This is a genomic window from Nitrospira sp. M1 (genome assembly GCF_965152605.1).
Window position 1 is genome coordinate 565,517 of the sequence record NZ_OZ224217.1, and the last position, 23,811, is coordinate 589,327.

Below are 23,811 nucleotides of genomic sequence, written 5' to 3' on the forward strand. Positions count from 1 at the left end.
AAGACGTATATGACGTATGATAGAGGAAAGCGATGCGTTGGTATAGCTCTATTCTATCAAAATACGAAAAGAGCTGGAGTGAGTGGTGTCGGTTTATGAGTTGAAATACGTGTACGGTGAGTCGAAGAGGGGCTGTGTCGTGTCATATGCCTAACTGTACAGCTCGCCTGCCCATTGTTCGTACCCGTTGAGATAGAGCGTGGGGCGGCGTTCGTTGGTCCCAATCATTTTTTCGGTTTCTTGCGACCAGCGCGGATGAGGAATGGCTGGATTGACGTTTGCGACCAGATCATATTCTTGCGGTGCCATGGTGTTCCAGAATGTCGTGGGCTGTTCGGCAACACATTCTAAAGCGACGATGGACTTTATACTCTTGAACCCATATTTCCACGGGGTAATCAGGCGAATGGGTGCTCCATGTTGTTTAGGCAGTGGATGACCATAGATGCCAGTCACGAGCAGCGTTAATTCATTGATTGCCTCCTTGATGGTAAGGAACTCTTGATATGGCCACGGCCCATAACCTCGTTGTCCCATGGCGACTTTTGGGGAATAAAAGGACGTGAAACGAAGAAAACGTGCGGAGTGTAAAGGTTCGACCTGATCGAGTAAGGCTTTGAGAGGAAATCCTGTCCACGGCACAGCCATGGCCCACGCCTCAACGCAGCGATGACGGTATATTCGTTCTTCAAGAGGCATGGTTTGAAGTAATTCATCGATGGTAAATTTTCTGGGCTTCTGAACTAATCCCGTCACTGCAATATCCCACGGTCGAGGCTCGAACGGTCCCACGCGTTGCCAAATATCATCTTTGGCTTCACTGAATTCATAAAAGTTATTGTATTGTGCGGCAATATGTTCAGCCGTCATTTGCCGGTCAAGTTCAAACAAGGCATTTCGTGGAGCGGGATAGACCTTTGTATCGATAGCGGACATACAGTGTCTCCCAGAGCGTCTTTTCAATTTGTGCTTTCTTGTTTTTTATGAAATGCCAAAGTCGTGTGGCCTATGAATGCTATAACCTATTAATGTTGTGTCGTTTCCTATTTCTGGTTTTCTCGAAAGTAAAAATTAAGAGAACAGATACTCAAAATTTTGCATACAGCGCATACAGATACATCAACATCATTTGGTTGGTAGCCCACTTGTCCCATAAAAGTAAGTTACTCATGCATGAAATCAAATCTGTTCTAGATTTGGTGATCAAAATTTCCTGTTAGTGGAATCCGATTAGATACAATATGTATCTAATCGGATAACAGCTTTCTTCTTTTGGTAGACGCCTGCCTGAAATATTTAATAATTCCGTTACTTATGAACCCTGTTAGCAGGGTAAACAACAGGAACATATATTGCCTGATGATGTGGGTGTGCAATTCACCTATTTACCATCAATACTTTTATGGAGTGACAAATGAAAAAATCCGAACAATGCACACGACGTTACGAAATGGCGAAAACTGGTTCGAAAGAATTAGGTCCGCTGGGGTTGCTTCCCGGAAAGTGGGAAGGGAAACGAACCGGATGGAATATGATTGCCCTTCCATTTGATGGAGCGAACTTCAAATTCCGAATTCTTATGAATCAATACGATGAGGAATTGGTATTCACGACAGTTAGTGATAATGTTGAAAACCGTGGACTGAAGGGTGTTCTCGACAACAGCAACAACCCTCCTGGGAGCCCGGACGATGACCAATTTGTTGTTGCACTGGATTACCAACAGTCTATCCAGCAAGGGAAGGCAGAGGACAAGCCAGATAGCAATGGCCTTGCCGGCGTGCCTGGAAAACCAATACATCACGAACCAGGTCTCTGGCTCTATATGAAGAACCTTAGAGCTATCGACAAAGATATAGCTGGTGCGCCTGGCGGAGGGATTGAAATTGCAGATGCCGTGATCGAGGTTGCTCGACTGGCCTCTATCCCCCACGGGAATTCTGTGCTGGCCCTCGGCACCGCAAGTACCGTGAAGGGCATGCCGGACATTCCGCCTGTGAGTGGTCTACCCATTGGCCGATTCGAGGATGTATCTATCCCGGGTTATGATTTCTTGACGGATCCTTATTTGGCTCCTTACAAACACTATATTGAAAATCCATTCATGGGCGACGTTCAGGGCGTTCCGGGTTTTCCAGGGTTCAATCCGCAGGACATGAATGAAATTCTCCGTTTTGCGAACAATTGCATTGATGTAGAGCGTACGACGGTTTTGACGGTGGATACCACTCGACAAGACGCTGGCATCGTCAATGTGCCTTTTGTAACAAAGCAAGCGGATCCGGTGAGTATGAAGTCGACTTTTTGGATTCAGGAGTTGAAGGAAAAAGACAAGTATGGGCATCCCAGACTTCGCTTACAGTATTCCCAGGTCGTGATTTTGGATTTCTTCCGGCCACGAGAGGATGGACATCCTGATCGTGCGCGATGGCCGCACATCAGCATCAATACACTTGAGAAAGTGTCTGGTTCGGCCGAATACGCGGACTGACTTTGGAGAGAAAGAGGCAAAGTTATTTCGTCTTTCCTTGATTTGGAAGACCCTAACAAAATGCTACAGTTGACCGTCACACCACAGATGCAATGTGACGGTCGACTGTAGTTTTCACAAGAACACAATTCGTAACAATGAAAAATACAGCATGACCTCATTTGTTAAAATTTTGCTTTTGCCAATGCAAAAATAGAAGTAGGGTTACAAGGGTAAGGTGAAAATGTTACCGCATACGGCATTAGTTCTTTGATATAGTTGAATGAATCCTATACTGGCCGATAGTGCTATTTTTAACACGGCCGCTAGCAGTGGGTGAATCAACCTTCTGTCTATTCTGCCATTTCTAAAGCGTCGTCCATAGTGGTTTTGACAGCGCGGCAGATGATGTCATGAACAAAGTCGTCGATTCGACGGGCGGGTTTTTGTTCGTACCTACAGCGGCAAAAGTCTACTTGGAACACGGTATCGAATTAAACATTGTGGCGGATCGCTTTTGATCAAGCGTCCGCTTCTGGCGGACAATTCATAGTTTTTGGGAGTCTTCGAAAACCGTTCTTCACTAACCTCGACCGAGCATCCTGGAAACCCACCAGTCAGAGCTAAGGCGCCCAGTCCCATGAGTTTAAGGTAGGAGCGTCGGCTGACAGATTGCCGATAGAGGGTCTGTTGAAAAAAGCCGCCAGCGGCGTTCTCGCCATTTTGCCGTGCTCACGTATAACCAGTACGCTCCGCGCGTCAAAATGGCTGTGGCCTTGCTGGACGGACTTTTTTGAACCGACCCGAGGCTTCTGACATCCAACACGTGCTCGAGGAATATTGCAGCTCGATATCAGCATTATTCAACACTCCCATAGAGAGACTCAGGTGTGGCCTCGCGTTCTGGAATTCGCCAAGCTGGAGGAAGAATAATATTTGACATCGCTAGATTGAACTGTTGCTCGTATCAGGCTATCCTTGAATTGGGTTGATGGTCAAGTTGCTATGATCTTCTTGAAGACGTGTTCGTTCCATCGCATATGGGTAACAACGATTGATTCCTTCTGTGTTCCAGCACAGGAAGGTGTGAGGAGAAGAAAGGTGAATGGTACAACTGTCATAGGATTGCTGGCCGGAGTGTTAACGACGACGGCTTTTTTGCCGCAATTAATTCAAACCTGGAAAACTCGTTCTGCAGACGATGTTTCGCTCGGAATGCTCTTGACGCTCTGCACGGGGATTCTTCTTTGGATTGTGTATGGTGTGTCGCTTCGTGATCTTCCACTCATTGTCGCCAACGGGGTGACGTTTGTCTTCGCTTTCACGATTCTCTGTTTGAAGATCCACTACAAATCTTAGCAATCCTGAATCTCAATGTTGAACCTAGCTATGCTGAGATACGATATATGCAAGCCCATGCGTTGCTTGCAAGCATTCGACATTGCCAACGCATCATTCAACTGATCGATTGAAGAAAGGTGTCTACGTGGCAGATACAGAACAATTACGATTAATCAGATCGGGAGTCGAAGCTTGGAATGCCTGGCGCATAGGGAATCCATCGGTGCGTATCGATTTGAGTGGTGCTGACCTCTCAGGGTTGGAACTTTCTCACGTTGACCTCACAGGGGCAAACCTTCAAGATGTGACGCTCGATGAGGCTGATCTTTCTGGAGCCATGCTGTCCGGGGCAAATCTGTCGGAATCAAGCCTGGTCGACGCAAATCTCACAGAAGTGAACTTGAGTCATGCGAACGTGAGTGATGCTGACCTCCTTCAGGTCATTCTTGTTCGAGCAAATCTCACGAGAGCGCATTTGGCGAAGACTGATTTTAGCAAAGCTGATGTACGGGAAAGTAACTTGGCTGAAACGAATGTGCACTTGGCTAATTTTTCCGGAGCCAACCTGAGCAACGCCAACTTCGAAGAGAGTAAAGTCCGAGAGAGTTGTTTCGTCCAAGCCAATCTGGCCGATGTGAATTTTCGAAATGCCGATCTCGCACAAGCGGATATGACGCAATCGAATTGTGATGGAGTCAATTTCGACAAAACCTCATTGCTGCAAGCCAATTTTTCCAAGGCCAATCTACATGGTCTTCGAAATGCCACGATCTCACAACTGTCCAAAGCGCGAACGTTTTTACATGCTCAATTCGACTCACCAATCAACGAACAACTAGAAAAAGCGTATCCTCGCCTTTTCGAATAGTCTTGCCTTTCAAGGGTGTGTTGGAATGCGATCCTTCCACTATTGAATCAACGTCTGCTTGTATTCCATAGATATTTCTATGAGAGAGAGGTGTGCAACATATGACTCTGAAAGTTCTCGTCTACTCGAACAATACGCTATGACTCAGGCCGGAAGAGAGCTGACGGCTTGCCAATAACATATTTTCACTTGACGTAATTCACGCTTTTTCATAGGGTTTGGACATGACCGAAAGATTGGACCTTCATGCTGTCCCGAACTGGCTTTATCCAAGGAGGATCTCATGGCGCATGTTCCTTTCACTCACCTGTGTCGATTGTGTCTCTTGGCAAGTGCCGTATCATTGATTGTCCCCTCCATTGGTTCCGCTGTCGAATTTGTCGTTGTTGGTCCGCGAGCCGTTGGAATGGGAGGTGCGGGGGTAGCGGTAACCACCGATTCGCTCGCCACCTATTGGAACCCTGCCGGGCTCGCTCAATCTGAAGGATTTGATATTCGTGTACAAGCTTCGGGGCAAGGCATTGATCGGGGAGGTATTCTCGATACGCTGGACGATATTGATAACATCAATGACTCTGATATTTCTGCGGCCAATCAAAATCGCTTGCAGGGCCTCCTCGATAATTTAAATGGGAGTTCACTCTCAGCTTTGGCGGCTGCCGGATTGTATATCAAAGGCTCGTGGGGAGATCATGTTCTTGGCTTGAATGTTTCAAATGTCGGCACCGGAGGGTCCTTTGCTCCGACGCCCACAACCGCTGTCGTGGCCGGGGGTGTGTTAGATATCAACGGGCAACTGCAGGTGAATTTTCTTGAGGCTCGCCAAGTGGCCTTATCGTATGCCTATGCATTGTGGGAAAAGAAAGTTTCATTAGGCGTGACGGCCAAAGTGATCCAAGGCGTAGCCTACAACCGTGGCATCGATGTCGATAATGCAGAAGATGACTTTGATCTTTCCGATGAACTCAAAAATTCTAAGACGTCCTATGAATTCGGTATAGACGTTGGTGCGTTAATTCGTCCACTGCCTTGGTTGCAGCTTGGTGTTGTAGGGAAGGATCTCAACACGCCCTCATTCAATGCTCCTGGAGGCGGGACCTTCAAATTACGACCACAGGTTCGCGGCGGTCTGGCGTTGCAGCCATTTTCCGCCACCACCATCACCTTTGATGCAGATATCACCAAAAATAAAACACTCCTTCCCGATATCCGCAGTCGAGTACTGAGCCTTGGAGCTGAACAGGGCCTTTTTGAGGTGGTTTTTCTTCGGGCAGGCGTGTTGAAGGATGTGGAAGATGCCAAGTCTCAATTTACTCCAACAGCGGGAGTTGGCCTTCGTCTCTGGGCCCTCCAATTTGATGCCGGAGCGGGGTATGATTTTAACGAACGAGGCGTCCTCGGCTCATTCTCTTTAGGCTTGACGTTCTAAGTCAACGCAGGTTCTTGTATGAGTGCTTCATAAACGACAGACACGAGGGCTATTCGTATAGAGAAAACACTTAGGGATTCGTATCTTGCTGCGGCGCGACTCCTGGTGTCGGTTCCAAAGATGGACGTTTCACGCAGCCCTCTGCAATCATGATCGGGAGAATCATGGTTATGAAAAGAAGGGAAATGAGAAAAGCATTTCTTATGAGAACTTGAACATCAGTAGGAAAAAGCTGAATGAAGAGCTGCATGGGGTGGCCCTCCAGCTTGAAGGATGAGTATTCTTACTTCCCTTATAGTTTAACAATTTTCACTACCATAGTGAAGAAGGCAAGACCAAGGCCAAGTCTAATGCACTTTTGTTGCAGCGTAGTCCTAGGAATCAATAGAAGAATGTGTCTCAGACTCACTGATACGGAATCAGTAGTATTGCGGAAAAAACTTACTTTTTGGGGAAGTTTTTGCGGGAGAGGTTGACATAGAAAAGGCTGTTTTAGAACTTGGTCTCACGGGGTTGGGCAAACCAGTCAATATGGAAAATTAATGGAAAGAACAGCCTAGGGTGATTGGGCCCCTTTTGCATTTGCCCAATCGCTATCTGGGTCTTCTAAATCGACCTTATGAACCCCTTCAGGAAACGTACTTTGTAAGAGCGCGTATTGCTCTTGCAGTTCCCCTATAGGATGTTGCCAATCATGAAGATAGTAAATTGCGGTAACCTTTGCTTGTAACGCTGCCTTGGTGCAGTCAAAGCATGGGCGCAGAGTTGAGTAGACCACTGACCCTTCAACGGCGTTTCCGAATCGTGCGGCTGTGATAAGAGCGTTCTGCTCTGCATGCACGCAGATGCAGACATCGTAGCCTACACTGGGCTCGAAAGTGTGTCTATCACGACAACGGACGCATCCTCCATCAGTGCAGTTCGTTGTTCCTTCAGGTGTTCCGTTGTAGCCTGTGGATACTATGCGATTTTCCCTGACAATCAATGCCCCAACTTTACGGCCATGGCAATTCGCTTTTTTTCGAACCGCCATTGCGATATTCATATAGTAATGATCTCGATCCATGTGGCCCTCTTTGTTGGGGATTTAGAAACAACGACTCTTTTTTCATCCTGAGGGAGGGGGCTTTGCTTCCCTTTTGACTGACATCTGAATTCTTAACGAGTCTTCTTCATACACTAGCATCACACATTTGAAAGTGTCAGGATGTTATTTTCCACCTGATACCCAGAAGTGATATGGGAATCAATGATGTAGAATGAAACCCTTTTCGGTTTAGCAGAAGATATTCTTGATCAGGTAATCGTCTATACAAACCAATCATAGGAATATCAGACAATAACTCCTAGACGGTTTTTGCCATTTCAAGATAACGGCAAAAGGCATTGGCTAGTTGCATCTGGCGTGGCGTTCGGCATTCAGCTTCGAAAACCCCAGGCGATGCGACAAGGATTGCCTGGCATCGAGCGCGTGAAATTGCAACATTAAAGCGGTTTGAACTGTAGAGAAATTCCATTCCGCGAGGAGCGTCGACATGACTTGAGGTTGCCATCGAATATATTGCAATGGGTGCTTCTTGTCCCTGGAATTTGTCCACTGTGCCCACGTGCGCTTGCGGAAGTCGCTGATGAATCTCGAAGACCTGAGCGTTGTAAGGGGCAATAATTAGAATATCCTCCAGTGTGACTGGTACCGTTTTGCCCTCGCGATTAGTCCATTGTGTATCTTCCGCAAGGATGCGATCGACAAGCGCTTTAACGGCATCCGCTTCCTCGATCGATGAGCTGGTGTTTCCAGTATGACTGATTGGTAGATACCGCAATCCTGATCCTTCTAGAGTGCCGTTGGAGCTGATCTCTTGACGGTGACAGTCTTCGACGCATCTAAGTTTTCCATCGTAAAAAAGCTCTGAATTAAATATGCAAATGTCTGGGTGCAGGCGCCAGGTAGATTCAAGAAACAAACCATGTTCCTCTGAGATTGTTTGGCGGTCGTCAAGGATGTGATCGAGCGCAGATACCCCGGTTCCATCTGGATGAGAACCTTTCATAGGCTGCTCAAGTTGTTGGGGATCGCCCAGTAAGATTATTGTCGGTGCTGCATGCGATACGGCTAAAACATTCGCAAGCGACATCTGGGCAGCCTCATCGACAACTAAAACATCGAGCGTGTCTTGCGCCTCTTGGCGAGACCATAAAAAATGTGTTCCCCCTGCAACTTGAGCCCGTCCTGCTTGAAGGTCGGAGAATAGGTCATCATTCGTCCTGGCAAACGTAAGGCTGGGTTGATCCGCTTCTTCATCATCCGCTTTCGGTTTTTGAATGCAGCTCACGTCTATCTTCATTTCAGTAGCAGCTTCGAGCACCATATCAATTAGATGACGAATAACTTTGTGGCTATTCGCCGTAATCCCAACTTTCTTTCCGTCATGCACGAGCGAGCAAATCATTCGTGCACCTGTGAACGTTTTCCCTGTTCCCGGTGGGCCTTGAATTGGCAAAACCCCACCATCGAGCTGGTGGCTAATTCGCAATGCGGCATCGAGGGCGCTCTCATCATCTTTCCGTATGACTTGCCCTTTTAGATTGGGAGGCTCGCGCAAAAGAAGTGCGCGGGCACTCTTGAATGGTCCATCACCTTCGATTCCATACTCTGCAACGTACTCTCCCAATCGAAACAGCGAAGCCGCCTGTTCCTTATCGTCAAATATTTTGTGGGAAAAGACAGCTTCTGGATGTATGTCTGCAGTTGCTTTAGTCTTTTTTATATCGATTGTGCGTTGTTCAGTGGAAACTGTAATCGCTTTTCCGAGCTTGTCTCCGCCAACTTGCATTAAGTCTTCATCGCCGCGTAGGTCAGCATCCTGTTTCTCAAATCTGTAGCGGTGGGTTGGGATGCCGGTCCGGCTGCGATCAACAGTTTCAAGCAGTGAAAGCTTCGAAAGAGCTGAACGCTCTCCAAGTAATTCATCTGGCGTAAGAGCTTTGAGCCTGAAGAATTCCCACCAAAGAGCTTTATTTTCCCGGCGGTGCCATTCCAGAATATGCGCGAGCACCCAACGCGCTTGCTGTTCATTGGTGCGCTCCTCAGGATGAACTGGAATATCGTGCGTCAACTGTTCCACCAGTGCTTGAACACGCTGGGCTTGTTCGTCTAATTCTTCGCTTGGGCCCTCCTGTCCAAGTACTGGACGTGGGATATCTTGTCCCAGACTGATGAGTTGGGAGCGGAGCTTTTCAAGCCAATCCCTGAGTGCTCTGGTGGCAAAACAGTCGTCGGCGTTGTAGCCTTGCACCACTGACTTTGTATCATCCTCAATCGAGGGAATGTCATTAAGCTCAAGGGCCGCCGAAACTCTGGTCAACGCGATATTAGCCTCATGCAAAGAAATCTGGCGTTCAAAGCCAAAGATCGCCTCTAATTTTTTGAGCGAATAGCTCTCTATACCTGCCCGTAAGGCATTTCGAACGACGCTTAGAAGATCAACAAACACCAAGCCACGCAGGAGATTATCGATCTCGCTTTCCCGTGTTGCATATCGCCCCATCAGGCGCTTCAGCGCGGATGGCTCGTAAGGGGCGAAATGATAGACGTGCATGTCTGGATGGGTTTCGCGGCGCTCAGTGATGAAATCTACGAGGCGTTCAAAGATGACCTTCTCTTTCTCACGATCAAAGGCCCATTCTCCAGTGTACTGGATTTCCCCATGTTTATTGGTATAGGTATATCCGAAGAGATATTCGAGACCGTACTCACCAACAAATTGATCGCCTTCTATGTCAAAGAAGACGTCGCCTGAGGAAGGCTCTGGCAATGCGGCCAGCCCAGTTTCTGGCACGATATTGAGAAACTCATACTTGAGTTCTCCAGATTTGCGCGATTGGACTTGAATGGATGCTTGCGCCTTGGCTTTCTCAAATGATGCTGGCGAACCCTTTTGAGGATTAAACGGGATCGGAAGAGGCATGTCGGCAAGCCCTTGCGTAGTTGCAATGCCATTGGCTTGCAGTTCCCTGATCTGGTGTTTCGAGATATTTGCGACTAGGCAAAGATGATCATCATCGCGGCGGCGCTGCGCACATTGGTTGTACCAGCGACAAATATCACAGTGATCCTTAGGTTCGGGGTAAGTTGTGTCAGTATTGTCTAAGTCAGCTGCTTTTTCTGCTGCAGCCTTCACATGCCGAAAGTAGGCGGCATAGTCGACAAATCGAAATTTTTGCGGCTCATAATCAGACCAAGGTGCGACGACATAGACATTCTCTGGAGGAACACCCTGTGCTTTGGCAAGAAGGTCTGCATATAAACTGAGTTGTAGAACTGTCCCACCTTTTGTTTCCCGCGCAAGTTTTGTGTCAATCACTTCATATGACCAGCTTCCCAGGTCACTTGGAGTTTTAACGCGCCTTAATATATCTGCGCGTCCACTCCATCGCCCATTGTGTAATGCACCTTGGACTATGATATCTTTACCTTCCCGCATCGCCTCCAATGTTTGAGCTACTGAAACCTCATTAATATCAACACCGTCGATAACGGTGATTTCGAAGCCCTCTGCCTGAAGATGCTCGATGTAAGTTTGCTCGTGCTGAAGACCTCGTTTCCGAAGGATTTCCAGCAATGGATCATAACTGTCGGGCTTAGCGAGCATCCCAACTGCTACCTGAATATCCAACGCACTGAGGTGATTGCAGTTCAAATGACCTACGAGATCAGATGCACTTAGATGGATTATTCCGTTTAATTTCTTCATCGGTTTTAAGGATATTCCATTGCTAAAAATAAGTCGAGAAAATTCGAACCCCCTCAATATCTTTGGTGTATTAGGATGGCATTGGGCCAAATCCCTATCCCATGACGAAGGATAAGGCAAAATGAGGAGCTCAATTCACAGAAACAGATTTTTACCCGAATTGGGTTTGGTATGAAACGATATAAATCTTTGATTTAACTGGTGGGTCGTAAATGGATCGAAACTGTGGCCCGAGTCTGCTGCTAATTCTGCTTTTGGGGCATAACCCGGCTTCCGATGCCTTTATTTTTCTCACGTAACTCTTCATTGCCAATTTCACCGTAGGCTTCTACACTTTTGATCATGTCAAAACAAGATGTGCCACAATCATTTCACAATCCGGAAGCTGCGGTCTTTCGACCAGGAGAGTTTTACGGGCGTGAGGGATTGGTTCGGAATCTACTCTGGCGGCTTGAACGGCGAGAGTCGCTGAGCATTTTCGGTGGACCGAAATTAGGGAAGACTTCTTTGCTGCTCCACTTGGCGTGGCAGTTGAACCATTCTTCATCGGCTTCCCGATCGAATGAGCCACGAGCCGTGTATTTTGATTTGTCCATAGCACAAGACCGAGAGCAGTTCATCGCGACAGCAGCGAATTCTCAATCGGTCTTGTTTCTCGATAATTGTGATCATGTGTTGGCAGATGATCACAATGTGTTTGCTCTAACCTCGATGGTGGAGAGTGGCGTGATCGTGTATGCAGGAGGCAGAGACTGGATGGAATTTGTTAAGAGCGGTGGATTCAGTGGATTCAAACGTCAGCCTCGGCCTATTCCGTTGTCCGTCTTTTTGGAGAAAGAAGCCCACCAAGTTCTGGGTGAAGGTGAAGGTCTCTCCAGTGAACATCGAGTTACAATTCTCGAGCAGGCTGGGACTCATCCGTACGTTCTGAAAGCATTTGGCTCGCTGTTGTTGGCTGATGGGAAACAATGCAAAAGAGAGGAGATGATCCAAAGGGCTGGGGCCTACCTTTTCCCATTTTTTCAGCGTTGTATTAAAGAAATGAAAGAGCCCATGGAACATGACGTGCTGGCTCATGTGATCAACGTCCGAGTTCCCATCAACCCAAGGGAAGTGGCCCGTTTCTTAAAATTGCCGACTATCAAACCTCTTGCGAATACTCTCTGTATCCTTGGATTGATTCGTCGATGGATTCAGAATGAGGAGGCCACGCTCTGTGCGGGATGCCATCTCTTTAACGAGTGGTATATGGAATCGAAGACGTCGGTCTCAACGTAATTTAGGTTTAGGGTATGTTTGTTTGATTACTGACGTTAGGTTGCTTCAGAGAGACATCGGTCCACTAGCGATTGCTGGTGTTCCATTTGCCCAAACGAGACATCGCGGAGTTGACCTTTGCGGTCAAACAGGATGGCTGAGGGTGTACCTTGTAAGGAAAAGCGATCGAAGGTCTCGGCTTTCATTGTTTTCTGTTTCAAATAATTTCTGACTTGAGTGAGGACGTTGCGTTGCTGGTCTTCAGCTAATTCTCCAAAGTTGGGAAGAATGTCTTGGGCATACCGCTCTACCTTTTCTTGTGTAACCGGTTCCGACTCTGGGACGACGCGATCCATGCCGACCGGAAATGGTAATCGCCACTCAAGTTTGCCATCAGTCAGCATGCCTTGATGTGTTAAGGCTTTTAATGTTTCCCCAATCACTTCTCCCGTGTCGACCAGTCGCTGTAAGTTTTCTGTCGTGTTTTTGTCGTAATCCTCAAATGCTGTCGCGAGTCCAATGATGACTAACCCCTTATCCCGATAGCGTTCATGTAGTTGAATGGCTTTCGGTAACGCATAGAGAAAACACCCAGGGCAATTCACCTGAAACACTTCGATTACGATGACAGAGCCGACGAGTTCTTGGAGTGTGATCGGTCCACCCTGTACCCACGTGTCGACAGAAACATCAGAAAGTGTGTGATTGTTCATGTGCATGCCCTTTGCCTCCGGTGCCATGTTGCCAAACCGATGAGTCCTGATGTCAGTAGCAGTATGGTCGACGGTTCAGGTACGGGTTGCGAAGGTGTCGTGGATACCTGGTCCACGAGTAAGCCTGAAGAAGCTCCAACGAACCCACTGTTGACGACTCCGAAGCCTACGGTATAGTTGCCGTCGGTCGGAAGCACAAGGGAGACATGTCGAAATCCTGTTTCAAGGTTAAAGGGGGTAGGGGATGACCGAAAAGGGTTTATTGACACAAGTGTCTCCTCTGGTGCGTTAGGAATATCGAGGGTGTTGCTTAAGATTTTCCCTAAAGACATGTTTGGCCCGGTCAGTGTGACAAACGAGACGTCGCGTGACGCATCTGGATCAACACCGCCACCCCAAAGTCCATCGCTGGTCAGAAAATTATATTGAAATGATAGGGTTTCACCTGCGGAAGCGTGAAAATCTTGCTTGATGGCTGATCCGTCCTTTGCCCCAAATGACGGCCCAGGTGCAGGGTGAATGGAATCCACAAGTCCTTGAGAAACGCCAAGGAAGGCCTCTATGTGATTGATGCTGGCTGTATCCATACTCGTGCCATCTTCTGTATTGAGAAATACCTGGGAGTTTCCCTGCTTGGGTCCGCTTCCAAATACGGATGTTTCAACATTGACTAACCCGAGCGTCTGCCAATGGTTAAGGCTTCCCGTCTCAAACCCACCATTACTGAGAGGAAGGGCCAATGCTGGAGAAATCCACGCAGTGATAATACACAAAAGTATAATTAGTTTTTGCATGATTGCCCTCCAGGGAATTTAGATGGAATGGAAAATATGGGGTTATTGAGCGTAATCTAAGAAAGACGATATTGCACAAAAACCAGGCTGAAAAAGTGAAAAAATGGTGAGAGATCTTGCCTGCCGTAATTTTCAGAAACCTATCTTAATCAAAAACGCAAAATATTGAAAGCATTCGTACCGCTAGGTTTTGCTCATATCTCAACAGATACCGCGGGACGTAGATTTGTCGTGAGAATTTCATGATGAACATCTCTGGAGAATGTGTAAGGCCTAACACACGAATGGCCGGGCTGTGAGTGATGGCTGTGTTGCAGAAGTAAGCGTCTCGGTGTTTGCGCTGTGTTCACCTGGCTTTGAGGGAGGGGGACGTTGAAATATTGTTTCGTTTGCTTGCTTGGGTTAGGTTAGGCCGTGCTTAAGGCAACGTCGCAAAACGCAAAAAGGCCGTTGGGGCTTGAACGCCAACGGCCTTTAGCAAACATAGTGTTTGAAGTAATTTACCCGCCGGCTTTTTTGACGTAGGCTTTGTAGACGTGGACGGAGTTTTCGTCGGCTTCTTCTAAGCCAACCCACTCATGGCCGGTCGTTTCGCACCAGGCCGGCATGTCTTTCTTAATGCCCTCGTCGTCCGAGGCCACTTCTAAGACTTGCCCCGGCACGAGTTCCTTAATCTTTTTGGAGGTCATGATAATCGGCATGGGACAAAAGTACCCAAGGGTATCGAGTTTGACATCGGCTTCTATCATTGGTGATTCCTTACACGTTAAATGAACAGGTTGACTGAGCCATTTTTGGCTTCGGCAAGATACGTAGAGACACCGGCTAATTGGTCGACGCCATCAATCAGGGTATCTTTCGAAATGCCCATCATCCCAAGGGTGGTTGTACAGGCAATCATGGTAACGCCAAGATCTTGAGCGGTTTCCAACAATTCAGCAATGCCAGGCATCCGGTTATTTTTCATTACCTTTTTCATCATGCTGGTCCCAAGACCTCCGAAATGGAATCGGGATAAGGGAAGGTTTTCGGTGCCGCCCTTATTGATCCATCCAAAGGCTTTCCGCATCCAGTCTTTGGCCGAACTGGTTGTGTCCTGTTTGCGGATAATATTCAAGCCCCAGAATGTAAAAAACATGGTTACTTTCATGCCCATGGCTGCTGCGCCTGTGGCAATGATAAATGCCGCCATGGCTTTATCCATGTCCCCACTGAGACAGACAATGGTTACGCTGTCTGGTTTTTTCTCTTTTAACTCTGCGAGCGCTGCTTCGGGCTCGAGTTGAGTGGAATTCATGGTGCACCTACCTCTATAAAGGGAAATATTTGTACCGTTCTCTCATTCGTGTTGCGTATATTGACTATAGTATGGTGTATTTTTTGCTGTCAAGAAACGTGTGGACCTCTGCTGTTCACTCTACATTCGAATAGCGTGAGACGAAAGGCCATTTTCCCGCTTGGCAAATGATGACCCAACTTGTTGAATGTGTGCCCAACATTAGTGAAGGACGGGATTCTCGCTGTCTTGATGCCTTAGCGGAGGTCGTGCAAGGGGTCGAGGGCGTTGGGTTGCTTGATCAACATCGTGATGCCGACCATCACCGTACCGTCTTCACGATTGTGGGAGGAGCAGATGGTGTGCTGTGTGCGGTCTATGAGCTTGTTCGCGTCGCTGCGCAATGCATTGATTTGTCGAAACATCACGGAGTTCATCCGAGAGTGGGGGCTGTGGATGTTGTTCCCTTTATTCCGCTTCAAGGGGTCACGATGGCTGATTGTATGACTCTCGCAAGGAGTTTGGGAGCGAAGGTCGGCACGGAGTTAGCCATTCCTGTATTTCTGTATGCCCAGGCTTCAGCTCTTACCCCACCAAGGCAGTTGGAGGTCATACGACGAGGCGGCTGGGGCGGGTTGTCGCAGCGAATGGTAACAGGAGGGGAGTGGTGCCCAGATTTTGGACCACAGCAATTGCATGCGACGGCAGGAGCGGTGTGCGTGGGGGCTAGAGATTTTTTGATTGCCTATAATGTGCTGCTTCACACGAAGGATCTTGCTATCGCACAAGCCATCGCCAAATCCATTCGAGCATCTGAAGGTGGCCTTCCCTCAGTAAAAGCGATGGGTGTGCCCTTGCCTAGCCGTGGCTTGGTCCAGGTTTCAATGAATTTAACGAATTATCGTGAAACCTCACTCTCTGATGCGTATTTGGCGATTCAAGAAGAAACCGAACGCTATGGCGTCAAGATTGAAGAAAGTGAACTGGTGGGGCTTGTCCCTCAGGCAGCTATTCCCTCTGAGTGTATCAAAACCCTCAAGTTCCGGCGCTGGAATCCCGACCAGATTCTAGAAACCAGATTGGCGCAGGTCGGCTTCATGTAAGGGCTCTTCCTCAGTCAGAGGAATGAGCATTTCGTGGTCAACATTGATTTTTTTGGATAGGGGGTACTATGGCAACAGTGGCATTTAATAAGGAAGGTCGGACCGCTCTTCGAGAAAGCAAATTTGGCCATATGACCGTCGGGGCCATCATGGAAGAAGATGTGCAATCTGAAGGGAAAGATGTCAAGGCCGAGTTTGTGGCCTCGCTCATGATGGAAGGATTCGGATCCGTGCCTATTGTGGATGACGCTGATCGTCTGCTTGGGATCGTTTCGGAATTTGACCTGCTCAATGCTGTTCGTAAGGGGCGAAAGCTGGCCGATGTGACTGCCGGCGAAATTATGACCCCGAATCCTGTCTCTGTGACAAAAGATACTGACGTCCTAATGGTGATTGATGTACTGCATAACAACCACCTCATTCGCGTTCCGGTCATTGATTCCGCTGGTCGGTTAATTGGAATTGTGGCGAGACGTGATGTGCTGCGCGGCTATCTGCAGACCTCGTATTTATAGAGTACAACCCCTTTCTCTTCATTTCGTGTCCTTGTCCTGTATCCTTTGACACGTAATATTGTTTAAGCGTCACACCTCTCACTATTCGTGAATCGTCTCTCTCTTGTCGGGGGACGATTGCGGATTCTCTTCCTGTGTGTATCCATCCTCTCTCTTCACCACATATAGTGTTTTACCTTTTTGTTTGTTTAGACCTCTCACCCTTCCCTCTCCCCCATCAAATGGGGGCGAGGAGATTTGGAGTGTCTTAGTTGAAAGTTAAACGACTTTAGTCGTTTAGGTCTTTCGGGTGAATGAGTGCGCGCGGTATGATCGAAGACGTTTTGCACTTGTTGTTCTAGCTTTTTGTACTTCATCTTCAGTATTTGTTCCGTTGGTCAACATTCAACAGTGAGTCGAATTCTATGAAGCAATTTTCTCGTCGTATCGTGAATGCCCCCCTATTTGAAAGACTTATCATTGGGTTAATCCTTGTGAATGGTGTGATTTTGGGAATGGAAACCTCTCCGGATCTCGTCGCGCAATACGGAGATTTCTTTTATCTGGCGAATCACGTCATTCTGGGCGTATTTATTCTCGAGGCTGCGCTCAAGATGATGGCTGTCGCCCCGCAGGTGAGCCGGTATTTCAAAGATGGGTGGAATATCTTTGATTTTTCCGTGATTGCGTTTTCGTTGATTCCCGCGACCGGGGAATTTGCGATGATCGCACGATTAGCGCGCCTCCTTAGAGTGGTGAGGTTGATTTCTACAATCCCAGAACTACGACTCATCGTCTCAACCTTAGTTCGCTCAATTCCCAGTATGGTTCATGTGATGACGTTGATGGGGGTCATTTTTTACATCTATGCCATCACGGGTTTTCAGTTGTTCCATGAGCATGATCCCACTCATTGGCGGTCTCTGGGCATATCCCTGTTGACGTTATTTCGTGTGGTGACGCTCGAAGACTGGACCGACGTGATGTATAAAGCGATGGAACTCCATTCGTTTGCGTGGATATATTTTGTGAGTTTTGTCGTGTTGGGTACCTTTGTGGTCGTCAATCTCTTTATTGCGGTGGTCATTAATAATCTGGACGAAGCCAAGGCCGAGCGGTTGCTGGAACTTGAGGCTCCGGTCACGCAAAAAGAAATTTTGAGGGATCTTCGTGAAACGCAAAAAGCGTTGAAACGTCTTGAGGACCGGTTGGAGCGGGTGCCTTCGTAGCGTTGGGGCTTGCTACATCTTTGCGGTTACGAGCTATGGATTGAAGAGGATGTTATTCGCGAGGGAAAAACTTTCCTGTTAACGATTTTCTCTGCCGTTGAAAAAAGTTGGAGTTGGTTGGACATGGCGTACCCGCTTTCACCCAAGGATCCACCTTACGGAACCATAGGTTCAGTTTATTCGACAATGGCACTCGGAGATCTTTGCCGGATGGAGTCATGCCGTCGCTGACAGCCCAGAGCGTTCGTGGGTCCTTATGAAAATAATAGGTGAATTTCTCACGATCGAGTGGTGGTTCGACCTCTCCGTCTTTATTCGTAAATGGTCCCGTGACCTTGCGACACACTCGGATGGCATCCAACCCTTTCCAGTCAAGTTCTTGTGCAGCCAATGGAGAGACCCATTCTTTGCCGAGATTTGATGCATTATGGCAGGTTTCGCAAAATGTTGGATTCTGTGGCCTGGCTTCCGGATCAAACTCATACGGAAACTTTTCGATCCCGATGCGGTATTGATGCATGTCGACAATCTTATCGTGTGTGCCAAGGGCATGACAGGTTGTGCATCGCTCATGCGAAAAAATTGGATGAAGGACCGATTTGTAGTAACTGATGGCCTTGGCGTACATCTTTGTCGGGGCTGACTCCCATGTTTTCTTCCCTTTTGTCACGACGATTTTCACGGTTTTGGGCCATGTCTGTACTCTGACATTGTCAAGTGTCACTCTGGTGAGTAGTGTTCCGTGTTTTCCAAAACTCAATCGAGTGAGCGGCGCTTCTTCCCCGTTGATTGTTAAGGTGATGCAACATTGTTTTTTCTTGACCAGATTCTGGAGATCTACGACCTTGCTGGGAATAAACGATGGTTGGAAGGCTGACTTTTCCCAGTATCCTCGCCATGTGAAGGTAAAGCTTCCGGTATTGAGCGTATCGTTGATTGGCAGCCGCCAAGTGGTTTTGAGTTTTTTCCCCTTGTAAGACTTCTTCGAGTCCTCGTACCTGACTGAAACTGAGGCTAAGGAAAATTGCGGAATGATGGCATTGGCCTGATTTTTGGTGTTGAGACGTTGCATAATCTCTGTGTTTGGCACGTCAAAACGTTCGGCAGCGCGTGCATGTCCATCGCCCTGTGTGGATCCCCAGGCATTCCATCTTTCGCCATTCGGGCGAAGCAGGGTGACGACTCTGGCATCTTTGTTATTGGAAAGCATCAAGGCCATCGGGTGGGAAATCGACGCCCCATGGTTTGTCGCGTTGGCTTCAATGAGCATTGATTCGGTCTCAGTACCTTCCTCGGCAATCAAGCGTATTCCAAATTTTTCGGTTTTAATATCATACGCTCCCGGTAAGACGGCGATGTCTTCTCCGGAAGTCGTAGGGAAATACACCGTTTCGTCTATTTCTACCGTCGCAAGCGCTTGTTCAGCTAGGTTGGTGACCTGTGGAGTTGAACAGGCATACAGGAGAGCGAAGCAACACAATACACATATGAACAGCATGGACGATATTGATGTATGCATGAAAAGTTTTCTTACCATGTCGTGACTAAAAAAGGTAGAGCATTCCGTTACTATGAGTGGGAGAAGACAGGGGCAACAAGACTTTACGCTCTAAGATGCGCGTAGGGATTCATGAGATAGGTTTCTGCCTGTCGGAATGTTCGTGTTGTGTTGCCTGTGCTCTCTAGTAGTGTACCCAGGGTATTGAAATTTGTGAAGAAGGCTGAGAAAAATAATTAAATAATAATGCATGGATGTAAATTGAGAGTACATTCAGTTCGCTATGAACGATCGAAATCTATACGATCAATTGGCTTGCAGCCAGGTAAGAGCTAGCGCGTATCGGGTGGCGTTGTGCAGTATCTCAGGTTGAATCGTTTCTGCCGTATCAGAAGGCTGATGAAACGACGGGTGTGTTCCGCTGCTCACAATCGTGGTGGTCGGCACTTCGGCTTCGAAGAACGGAACATGATCGCCGCCTGGGAAAAACCCATAGAACGTGGTCTTTTCGCTGAGGCCGGCTAGATCCGCTGATTGTTTGGCAATGGTTTGTGATTGCCTGGTTATTCCAACTGTCAGCTTGCCATTTCCGACACCAACGTGATCGATATTCACCATCGAGACTATTGTGTCGAGTGGAGACGTCGGCTGACTGATATAGAGCTTCGAGCCCAGTAGACCTCGTTCCTCTCCATCAAATGAGGCAAACACGATCGTTTTTGCTGGGCCGGGTTTAGCCTGACTCATAATGCGCGCAAGTTCAAGTAGGACCGCAGTGCCTGAGGCATTGTCGTCGGCGCCTGCGAACAGGTGGCCCGCCTGTTTCCCAAAATGATCGCGATGGGCTCCCACAATCACGATCTCTTCGCGAAGCCTCGGATCATGTCCTGGAATGGCACCAAGTACATTTATTAACGTTCCAGGTTCCTGCTCGCTATCCCATTGCAGGTGGGCGGTGATGCCCAATTCATATGATTGCTTGTTCGGTAGCTCATTCAATTGGGCTTGGATCTCTTGCAAGGAACGTCCTTGTGATTGAAAGAGCGTGTCGCCGATTTGTCCGCTGATCCACACCCCAGGGAGTGGTCGTTCGTCAGTGGATGTACGTGAGTACATCGCAAGCGGCGCTTGTCCCATGCCGCGGCGCGCTTCATAGCGATTGAGGATTGGGCCGGTGAGCGTGATAAAGCCTGCAGCCCCATGCTTTCGCGCCGTGTGTTCTTTTTCCTCATGCGTGACCCATTTTGAATAATGTTCAGGTTTTCCTCGTAAGAACATGACGATGCGGTTTCGTACGTTGACGTTTTCATAGTCGTTCACGCCGCGTGCAGGGTCATCGATACCGTAGCCGACGAATATTATCGGTGCCAGAATGTTTATTGAAGGTGAATCAAGGATCGGTAAGAAATCAATTCCAAGGCGTAACCCCGTTCGTAGACCTTCCTTGTCTTCCTGAGTGGAAGAAAGGGAAAAAGACATAGTGGGGGAAATTTGAACGGCTGTGAGGGGAGCCTGTTGAGTCCACGATCGTGCATTTCCGTCAGCTGAGTGTTCTCCTGCTGGACGTAAGCCCAGTTTTCTCAAGCGTTTCTTGACAAAGTCGGCTGATTGCCGTCCGCCTACCGTTCCAGCTTGTCGCCCCTCATATTCTTCGCGACTTAAGGTCTCGATATCAGTTCTCATTTGTTGAGAATTGATGCCTTGAAACATTTCATCAGGTGTGTTTGCGGCTTGAACGTTTAGGTGTGACCACGAATACAGAAAAAGAAAGACTGGTACTGTCATGAGCAAATGGAGCATGGGGTCATTCCTTATATTGGCGAACAATGTTGACTGCGAACTTTTGGTTGCAAACATTTCATGGTTGTGACGATCCGATATATTGTGACATTACTTATGCGTCGTTGACGTGTGATGTTTTGCGATGTGTTGTCGAATCTTTTCGAAATGATCTTCTAGTCCGTTCCGCAATGTCCATTCATAGAGGAAGTTTGGTGTCCAATTGGTCAATGAGCCTTTGGGCTGGAGAGTGAGGCTCATGGTTGCACGGGTTTTTTTAGTATCCAGTGCCGGAGCAAATTCCCACCTCAGGTGATATTGCAAGTAATCGCCGTCTAGTAAGTGTAATTCAAACAGGTGAGGAGGCGATTCCTGAGATTGTACGCGTAAGCGAGTGGTCCAGGGGACGAGGGCATGTGGAATAATCATATCGGCGACGACCGTGCAAGCTTCTGCGCAGTCTGTGAGGTGAATGTGAAAGCCTTCAGGAAAAAGGGCTGCCCATTGCTCGTAATCGGTTAGTATCGCAAATGCTTGATCTGGAGCCGTGAGTAATTCCATGGTGGCATGGATCACGGCTGTGCCGTGATCTTGTATCTCAATCGCGAGGAGTTGAGACGGGTCTTCCGCTGAAGCCCATTCCGGTCTGAATAGGCTCAACACCATATGAAGTAGTACAAACAACAGGAGACGTCGTTGATGCATGCTATGCCAACCTAGCCCTGTCAAGGGAATGACTTTCGAATGGGCAAATTATACGTAGGGTTACGGTCTGAATCATCAGTGAGCACTTATAGCCGATTCAATGAATTTCCGTACCCCCTGACGTGTTGGATACCGCGTAGAAAGTTCTCATAGTTCAACTGGTACGTATGTGGATTCGCTATAATCTTGAAAAGAGAGAAGAAGCACGTCTATGATTTGTCATCTTTCCTGACTACGTTCTCGTAGGAAAGTGACGTATCTAGAAAAGTACAGAGGGCCAAACGATTACCAATGTCCTATAACTATGGGAAGAAGGCAGGTGCTCCAGGGTTCTTACCGCTATGAGCATCGACCAACTACATGAGGTGACACAATGCACGATTCTCTCAGGTCCTTCTGTTTCTTGTCTCTTTTTTTCTGCTTCTGGTGGACCTCGCCTATTTTAGCAGAAACCTCATCCTCCGATACCATGAAGTCAAGCTCTCCCGGAGGCGATGTCAAGTCATCCAAGCAGCCTGACCGGAAATTACCCCAAAGGCTTGTGCCTTTTGCTCACTATGAAGAGACACTGAAAAATTCAGAACATTGGAAAACTCTATCACCTGAAGAGCAGGAAGAGGCTCTGGAAAATATTCAAGAACATCGAAAACGTTTTTTTCAGCGTCAAGTAGAACGGCAAAAACAGTACGACGATCTCTTGGAAAAAAACGTGAAAAAAGGTCCTAAGCGATCACGGAGAAATGTGGACAGTCAAGAGTGAATATTCAACGATGTAAAGAATGGAACGATGTCGTCATGCCTCCCTCTCTAACAAAATTGTCCTCCTCGAATGATATAGTCTCCAGTCATTTTTCCTCACGATAGCGTGAGGCGGGGTAAGCAAAATTTGTCAGAATTCTATGCCTTCGGGCCGTACCATAGATTTAGCCATTCCGCATGAACAGGCACTAGGACTTAGCGGATAACACGTTTCTCGTGTTGCGTGTGTCATTGTGCAAACTCCTAAGAGAAAGACTCTATGCGAATCGGGGTAGATGTCGGTGGAACAAAAATTGAGGCGATTTTGCTGGACGAGCGCGGAAACGAACTGGCGCGTCGTCGTGAGCCTACGCCTCAAGGAAACTATGCGGCGACAGTAAAGACAATTGCTCAACTCATACAAGGTATTGATCGTGACTTTGAGGGCGAGGCACTTGTTGGTGTTGGAATTCCCGGTACGATTTCTCCGGCAACAGGCCTTGTGAAAAATGCCAATTCTGTGTGTCTGATTGGCCATCGGTTGCAAGAGGATCTTGAGGAATGTCTCGGTCGTTCTATCCGATTAGCCAATGATGCAGATTGTTTTACCATGTCAGAGGCGACAGATGGTGCTGCGGCTGGAGCACAATTGGTCTTTGGCGTGATTCTCGGTACGGGGGTCGGGGGTGGAATGTATTGGAACGGTCAATTGTTACGCGGACCGAATGCCATTGTAGGGGAATGGGGTCATAATCCCTTGCCGTGGCCTGACGATAATGAACGTCCAGGCGAGCCCTGTTATTGTGGGAAGCAGGGGTGTATTGAAACCTTTCTTTCCGGCTCAGGTCTTGAGCGAGAGTATTTTCTCGCGACCGGACAATGTGTGTCGCCACAAGAAATAGACCGCTTGTTACGAAAGGGCGATTCCAAGTCTGAGTCCGTCCTGAAGCGTTATGCGCATCGGTTGGCACGTGGTTTAGCGTCGGTGATCAATATTATCGATCCGGAGATCATCGTGTTGGGCGGGGGGCTGTCCAATATCGAGCGATTGTATGAGGCTGTGCCTCGGATCTGGGACAGATGGGTGTTTTCCGATCGAGTCGATACGAAGCTCGTGCTTGCGAAACACGGAGACTCTTCCGGAGTGCGAGGAGCGGCATGGCTGTGGCCATCCTAATTTGTAATAGTCCAAATCTCATCTAACGGATAGCGTCAGATTTGATCAAGCATAGTACCTAACGCGGATATTTCTAGGGCTAGCAGCAACCGGCGGTTGTCGACCCAAAGCGGTCATGTGGGTTATCGTGCAATAGCCAGAAGCTGACCGCGAAGAGATCCAATCATATGTTTGGCTGTACAAATG

Annotated in this window: 21 protein-coding genes; 10 read left to right on the plus strand and 11 right to left on the minus strand. The window is 47.9% G+C overall.

Features of this window, described 5'->3' with window-relative positions; genetic code table 11:
• Positions 1-150: 150 nt before the first annotated feature.
• Entirely contained in the window at positions 151-936 is a 786-nt protein-coding gene (msrP, locus tag ACWHX8_RS02700; protein WP_447970437.1) for a protein-methionine-sulfoxide reductase catalytic subunit MsrP, read from the minus strand.
• A 478-nt stretch (positions 937-1,414) separates the two neighbouring features.
• On the opposite strand from msrP, the gene ACWHX8_RS02705 reads away from it, so the two are divergent.
• From ACWHX8_RS02705 to ACWHX8_RS02715, 3 genes are all read left to right on the plus strand, one after another.
• Positions 1,415-2,491: a heme-binding protein gene (locus tag ACWHX8_RS02705; protein ID WP_447970438.1), complete on the plus strand. Its 1,077-nt coding sequence runs from the start codon at positions 1,415-1,417 to the stop codon at positions 2,489-2,491.
• A gap of 1,080 nt (positions 2,492-3,571) precedes the next feature.
• Complete coding sequence (locus ACWHX8_RS02710; protein ID WP_447970439.1) at positions 3,572-3,829, plus strand: SemiSWEET transporter; 258 nt, start codon at positions 3,572-3,574, stop codon at positions 3,827-3,829.
• Positions 3,830-3,956: 127 nt separating this feature from the next.
• Complete coding sequence (locus ACWHX8_RS02715; RefSeq protein ID WP_447970440.1) at positions 3,957-4,679, plus strand: pentapeptide repeat-containing protein; 723 nt, start codon at positions 3,957-3,959, stop codon at positions 4,677-4,679.
• Positions 4,680-4,823: 144 nt separating this feature from the next.
• Here the strand turns inward: ACWHX8_RS02715 and ACWHX8_RS02720 are convergent, their stop codons facing one another.
• Positions 4,824-4,964, minus strand: coding sequence for a hypothetical protein (locus ACWHX8_RS02720; protein WP_447970441.1), 141 nt, complete (start codon positions 4,962-4,964; stop codon positions 4,824-4,826).
• Here ACWHX8_RS02720 and traF point away from each other — a divergent pair.
• Positions 4,963-6,108 carry a conjugal transfer protein TraF gene (traF, locus tag ACWHX8_RS02725; protein WP_447970442.1) on the plus strand — a complete coding sequence of 382 codons (1,146 nt, stop codon included), beginning with the start codon at positions 4,963-4,965 and terminating at the stop codon, positions 6,106-6,108. The genes ACWHX8_RS02720 and traF overlap by 2 nt on opposite strands.
• 556 nt (positions 6,109-6,664) lie before the next feature.
• On the opposite strand, the gene ACWHX8_RS02730 is transcribed toward traF, so the two are convergent.
• A complete protein-coding gene (locus tag ACWHX8_RS02730) occupies positions 6,665-7,174 on the minus strand; it encodes a deoxycytidylate deaminase (protein WP_447970443.1) in 510 nt (169 codons plus the stop codon).
• 280 nt (positions 7,175-7,454) lie between these two features.
• On the minus strand, positions 7,455-10,862 hold the full coding sequence (locus ACWHX8_RS02735) for a TM0106 family RecB-like putative nuclease (protein ID WP_447970444.1): 3,408 nt from the start codon (positions 10,860-10,862) through the stop codon (positions 7,455-7,457).
• 342 nt (positions 10,863-11,204) lie between these two features.
• On the opposite strand from ACWHX8_RS02735, the gene ACWHX8_RS02740 reads away from it, so the two are divergent.
• Positions 11,205-12,140, plus strand: a complete 936-nt coding sequence (locus tag ACWHX8_RS02740) for a hypothetical protein (RefSeq protein ID WP_447970445.1) — start codon at positions 11,205-11,207, stop codon at positions 12,138-12,140.
• 35 nt (positions 12,141-12,175) lie between these two features.
• On the opposite strand, the gene ACWHX8_RS02745 is transcribed toward ACWHX8_RS02740, so the two are convergent.
• The 4 genes from ACWHX8_RS02745 to ACWHX8_RS02760 all read right to left on the minus strand — a co-directional run bounded on the left by ACWHX8_RS02745 (position 12,176) and on the right by ACWHX8_RS02760 (position 14,923).
• On the minus strand, positions 12,176-12,832 hold the full coding sequence (locus tag ACWHX8_RS02745; RefSeq protein WP_447970446.1) for a peroxiredoxin family protein: 657 nt from the start codon (positions 12,830-12,832) through the stop codon (positions 12,176-12,178).
• Positions 12,829-13,626 (minus strand): PEP-CTERM sorting domain-containing protein, encoded by a 798-nt coding sequence (locus ACWHX8_RS02750; RefSeq protein ID WP_447970447.1) that lies wholly within the window; start codon positions 13,624-13,626, stop codon positions 12,829-12,831. The genes ACWHX8_RS02745 and ACWHX8_RS02750 overlap by 4 nt, the downstream gene beginning before the upstream one ends.
• A 500-nt stretch (positions 13,627-14,126) precedes the next feature.
• Positions 14,127-14,375 (minus strand): sulfurtransferase TusA family protein, encoded by a 249-nt coding sequence (locus ACWHX8_RS02755; RefSeq protein WP_447970448.1) that lies wholly within the window; start codon positions 14,373-14,375, stop codon positions 14,127-14,129.
• A 17-nt stretch (positions 14,376-14,392) separates the two neighbouring features.
• A complete protein-coding gene (locus tag ACWHX8_RS02760; RefSeq protein ID WP_447970449.1) occupies positions 14,393-14,923 on the minus strand; it encodes a DsrE/DsrF/DrsH-like family protein in 531 nt (176 codons plus the stop codon).
• A 170-nt stretch (positions 14,924-15,093) separates the two neighbouring features.
• Here ACWHX8_RS02760 and ftcD point away from each other — a divergent pair, with 170 nt between their 5' ends.
• The 3 genes from ftcD (at position 15,094) to ACWHX8_RS02775 (ending at position 17,728) form a co-directional block, all read left to right on the plus strand.
• Positions 15,094-16,005: a glutamate formimidoyltransferase gene (gene ftcD, locus ACWHX8_RS02765; RefSeq protein WP_447971847.1), complete on the plus strand. Its 912-nt coding sequence runs from the start codon at positions 15,094-15,096 to the stop codon at positions 16,003-16,005.
• Between the two features lie 68 nt (positions 16,006-16,073).
• Positions 16,074-16,520: a CBS domain-containing protein gene (locus tag ACWHX8_RS02770; RefSeq protein WP_447970450.1), complete on the plus strand. Its 447-nt coding sequence runs from the start codon at positions 16,074-16,076 to the stop codon at positions 16,518-16,520.
• A 404-nt stretch (positions 16,521-16,924) separates the two neighbouring features.
• Positions 16,925-17,728 carry an ion transporter gene (locus ACWHX8_RS02775; RefSeq protein ID WP_447970451.1) on the plus strand — a complete coding sequence of 268 codons (804 nt, stop codon included), beginning with the start codon at positions 16,925-16,927 and terminating at the stop codon, positions 17,726-17,728.
• A 52-nt stretch (positions 17,729-17,780) separates the two neighbouring features.
• Here ACWHX8_RS02775 and ACWHX8_RS02780 read toward each other — a convergent pair whose 3' ends face one another.
• The 3 genes from ACWHX8_RS02780 to ACWHX8_RS02790 all read right to left on the minus strand — a co-directional run bounded on the left by ACWHX8_RS02780 (position 17,781) and on the right by ACWHX8_RS02790 (position 21,710).
• Positions 17,781-19,247, minus strand: a complete 1,467-nt coding sequence (locus tag ACWHX8_RS02780; protein ID WP_447970452.1) for a hypothetical protein — start codon at positions 19,245-19,247, stop codon at positions 17,781-17,783.
• Positions 19,248-19,532: 285 nt separating this feature from the next.
• Positions 19,533-21,026: a M28 family peptidase gene (locus tag ACWHX8_RS02785; RefSeq protein ID WP_447970453.1), complete on the minus strand. Its 1,494-nt coding sequence runs from the start codon at positions 21,024-21,026 to the stop codon at positions 19,533-19,535.
• A 90-nt stretch (positions 21,027-21,116) separates the two neighbouring features.
• Complete coding sequence (locus tag ACWHX8_RS02790) at positions 21,117-21,710, minus strand: SRPBCC family protein (protein ID WP_447970454.1); 594 nt, start codon at positions 21,708-21,710, stop codon at positions 21,117-21,119.
• A gap of 469 nt (positions 21,711-22,179) precedes the next feature.
• Here ACWHX8_RS02790 and ACWHX8_RS02795 point away from each other — a divergent pair, with 469 nt between their 5' ends.
• Positions 22,180-22,470 carry a hypothetical protein gene (locus ACWHX8_RS02795; protein WP_447970455.1) on the plus strand — a complete coding sequence of 97 codons (291 nt, stop codon included), beginning with the start codon at positions 22,180-22,182 and terminating at the stop codon, positions 22,468-22,470.
• Between the two features lie 258 nt (positions 22,471-22,728).
• Positions 22,729-23,625: an ROK family protein gene (locus tag ACWHX8_RS02800; RefSeq protein ID WP_447970456.1), complete on the plus strand. Its 897-nt coding sequence runs from the start codon at positions 22,729-22,731 to the stop codon at positions 23,623-23,625.
• Positions 23,626-23,811 lie beyond the last annotated feature (186 nt).

Bases quoted from the DNA above. Each gene is read 5' to 3' on its own strand.
- ACWHX8_RS02785 (WP_447970453.1), bottom strand. From the start codon at position 21,026: ATGCTCCATTTGCTCATGACAGTACCAGTCTTTCTTTTTCTGTATTCG.
- ACWHX8_RS02775 (WP_447970451.1), top strand. From the start codon at position 16,925: ATGAAGCAATTTTCTCGTCGTATCGTGAATGCCCCCCTATTTGAAAGA.
- ACWHX8_RS02705 (WP_447970438.1), top strand. From the start codon at position 1,415: ATGAAAAAATCCGAACAATGCACACGACGTTACGAAATGGCGAAAACT.
- ACWHX8_RS02735 (WP_447970444.1), bottom strand. From the start codon at position 10,862: ATGAAGAAATTAAACGGAATAATCCATCTAAGTGCATCTGATCTCGTA.
- ACWHX8_RS02770 (WP_447970450.1), top strand. From the start codon at position 16,074: ATGGCAACAGTGGCATTTAATAAGGAAGGTCGGACCGCTCTTCGAGAA.
- traF (WP_447970442.1), top strand. From the start codon at position 4,963: ATGGCGCATGTTCCTTTCACTCACCTGTGTCGATTGTGTCTCTTGGCA.
- ACWHX8_RS02760 (WP_447970449.1), bottom strand. From the start codon at position 14,923: ATGAATTCCACTCAACTCGAGCCCGAAGCAGCGCTCGCAGAGTTAAAA.
- ACWHX8_RS02800 (WP_447970456.1), top strand. From the start codon at position 22,729: ATGCGAATCGGGGTAGATGTCGGTGGAACAAAAATTGAGGCGATTTTG.
- ACWHX8_RS02795 (WP_447970455.1), top strand. From the start codon at position 22,180: ATGAAGTCAAGCTCTCCCGGAGGCGATGTCAAGTCATCCAAGCAGCCT.
- msrP (WP_447970437.1), bottom strand. From the start codon at position 936: ATGTCCGCTATCGATACAAAGGTCTATCCCGCTCCACGAAATGCCTTG.
- ACWHX8_RS02750 (WP_447970447.1), bottom strand. From the start codon at position 13,626: ATGCAAAAACTAATTATACTTTTGTGTATTATCACTGCGTGGATTTCT.
- ACWHX8_RS02780 (WP_447970452.1), bottom strand. From the start codon at position 19,247: ATGCATACATCAATATCGTCCATGCTGTTCATATGTGTATTGTGTTGC.
- ACWHX8_RS02740 (WP_447970445.1), top strand. From the start codon at position 11,205: ATGTCAAAACAAGATGTGCCACAATCATTTCACAATCCGGAAGCTGCG.
- ACWHX8_RS02745 (WP_447970446.1), bottom strand. From the start codon at position 12,832: ATGAACAATCACACACTTTCTGATGTTTCTGTCGACACGTGGGTACAG.
- ACWHX8_RS02730 (WP_447970443.1), bottom strand. From the start codon at position 7,174: ATGGATCGAGATCATTACTATATGAATATCGCAATGGCGGTTCGAAAA.
- ACWHX8_RS02790 (WP_447970454.1), bottom strand. From the start codon at position 21,710: ATGCATCAACGACGTCTCCTGTTGTTTGTACTACTTCATATGGTGTTG.
- ACWHX8_RS02755 (WP_447970448.1), bottom strand. From the start codon at position 14,375: ATGATAGAAGCCGATGTCAAACTCGATACCCTTGGGTACTTTTGTCCC.
- ftcD (WP_447971847.1), top strand. From the start codon at position 15,094: ATGACCCAACTTGTTGAATGTGTGCCCAACATTAGTGAAGGACGGGAT.
- ACWHX8_RS02720 (WP_447970441.1), bottom strand. From the start codon at position 4,964: ATGAGATCCTCCTTGGATAAAGCCAGTTCGGGACAGCATGAAGGTCCA.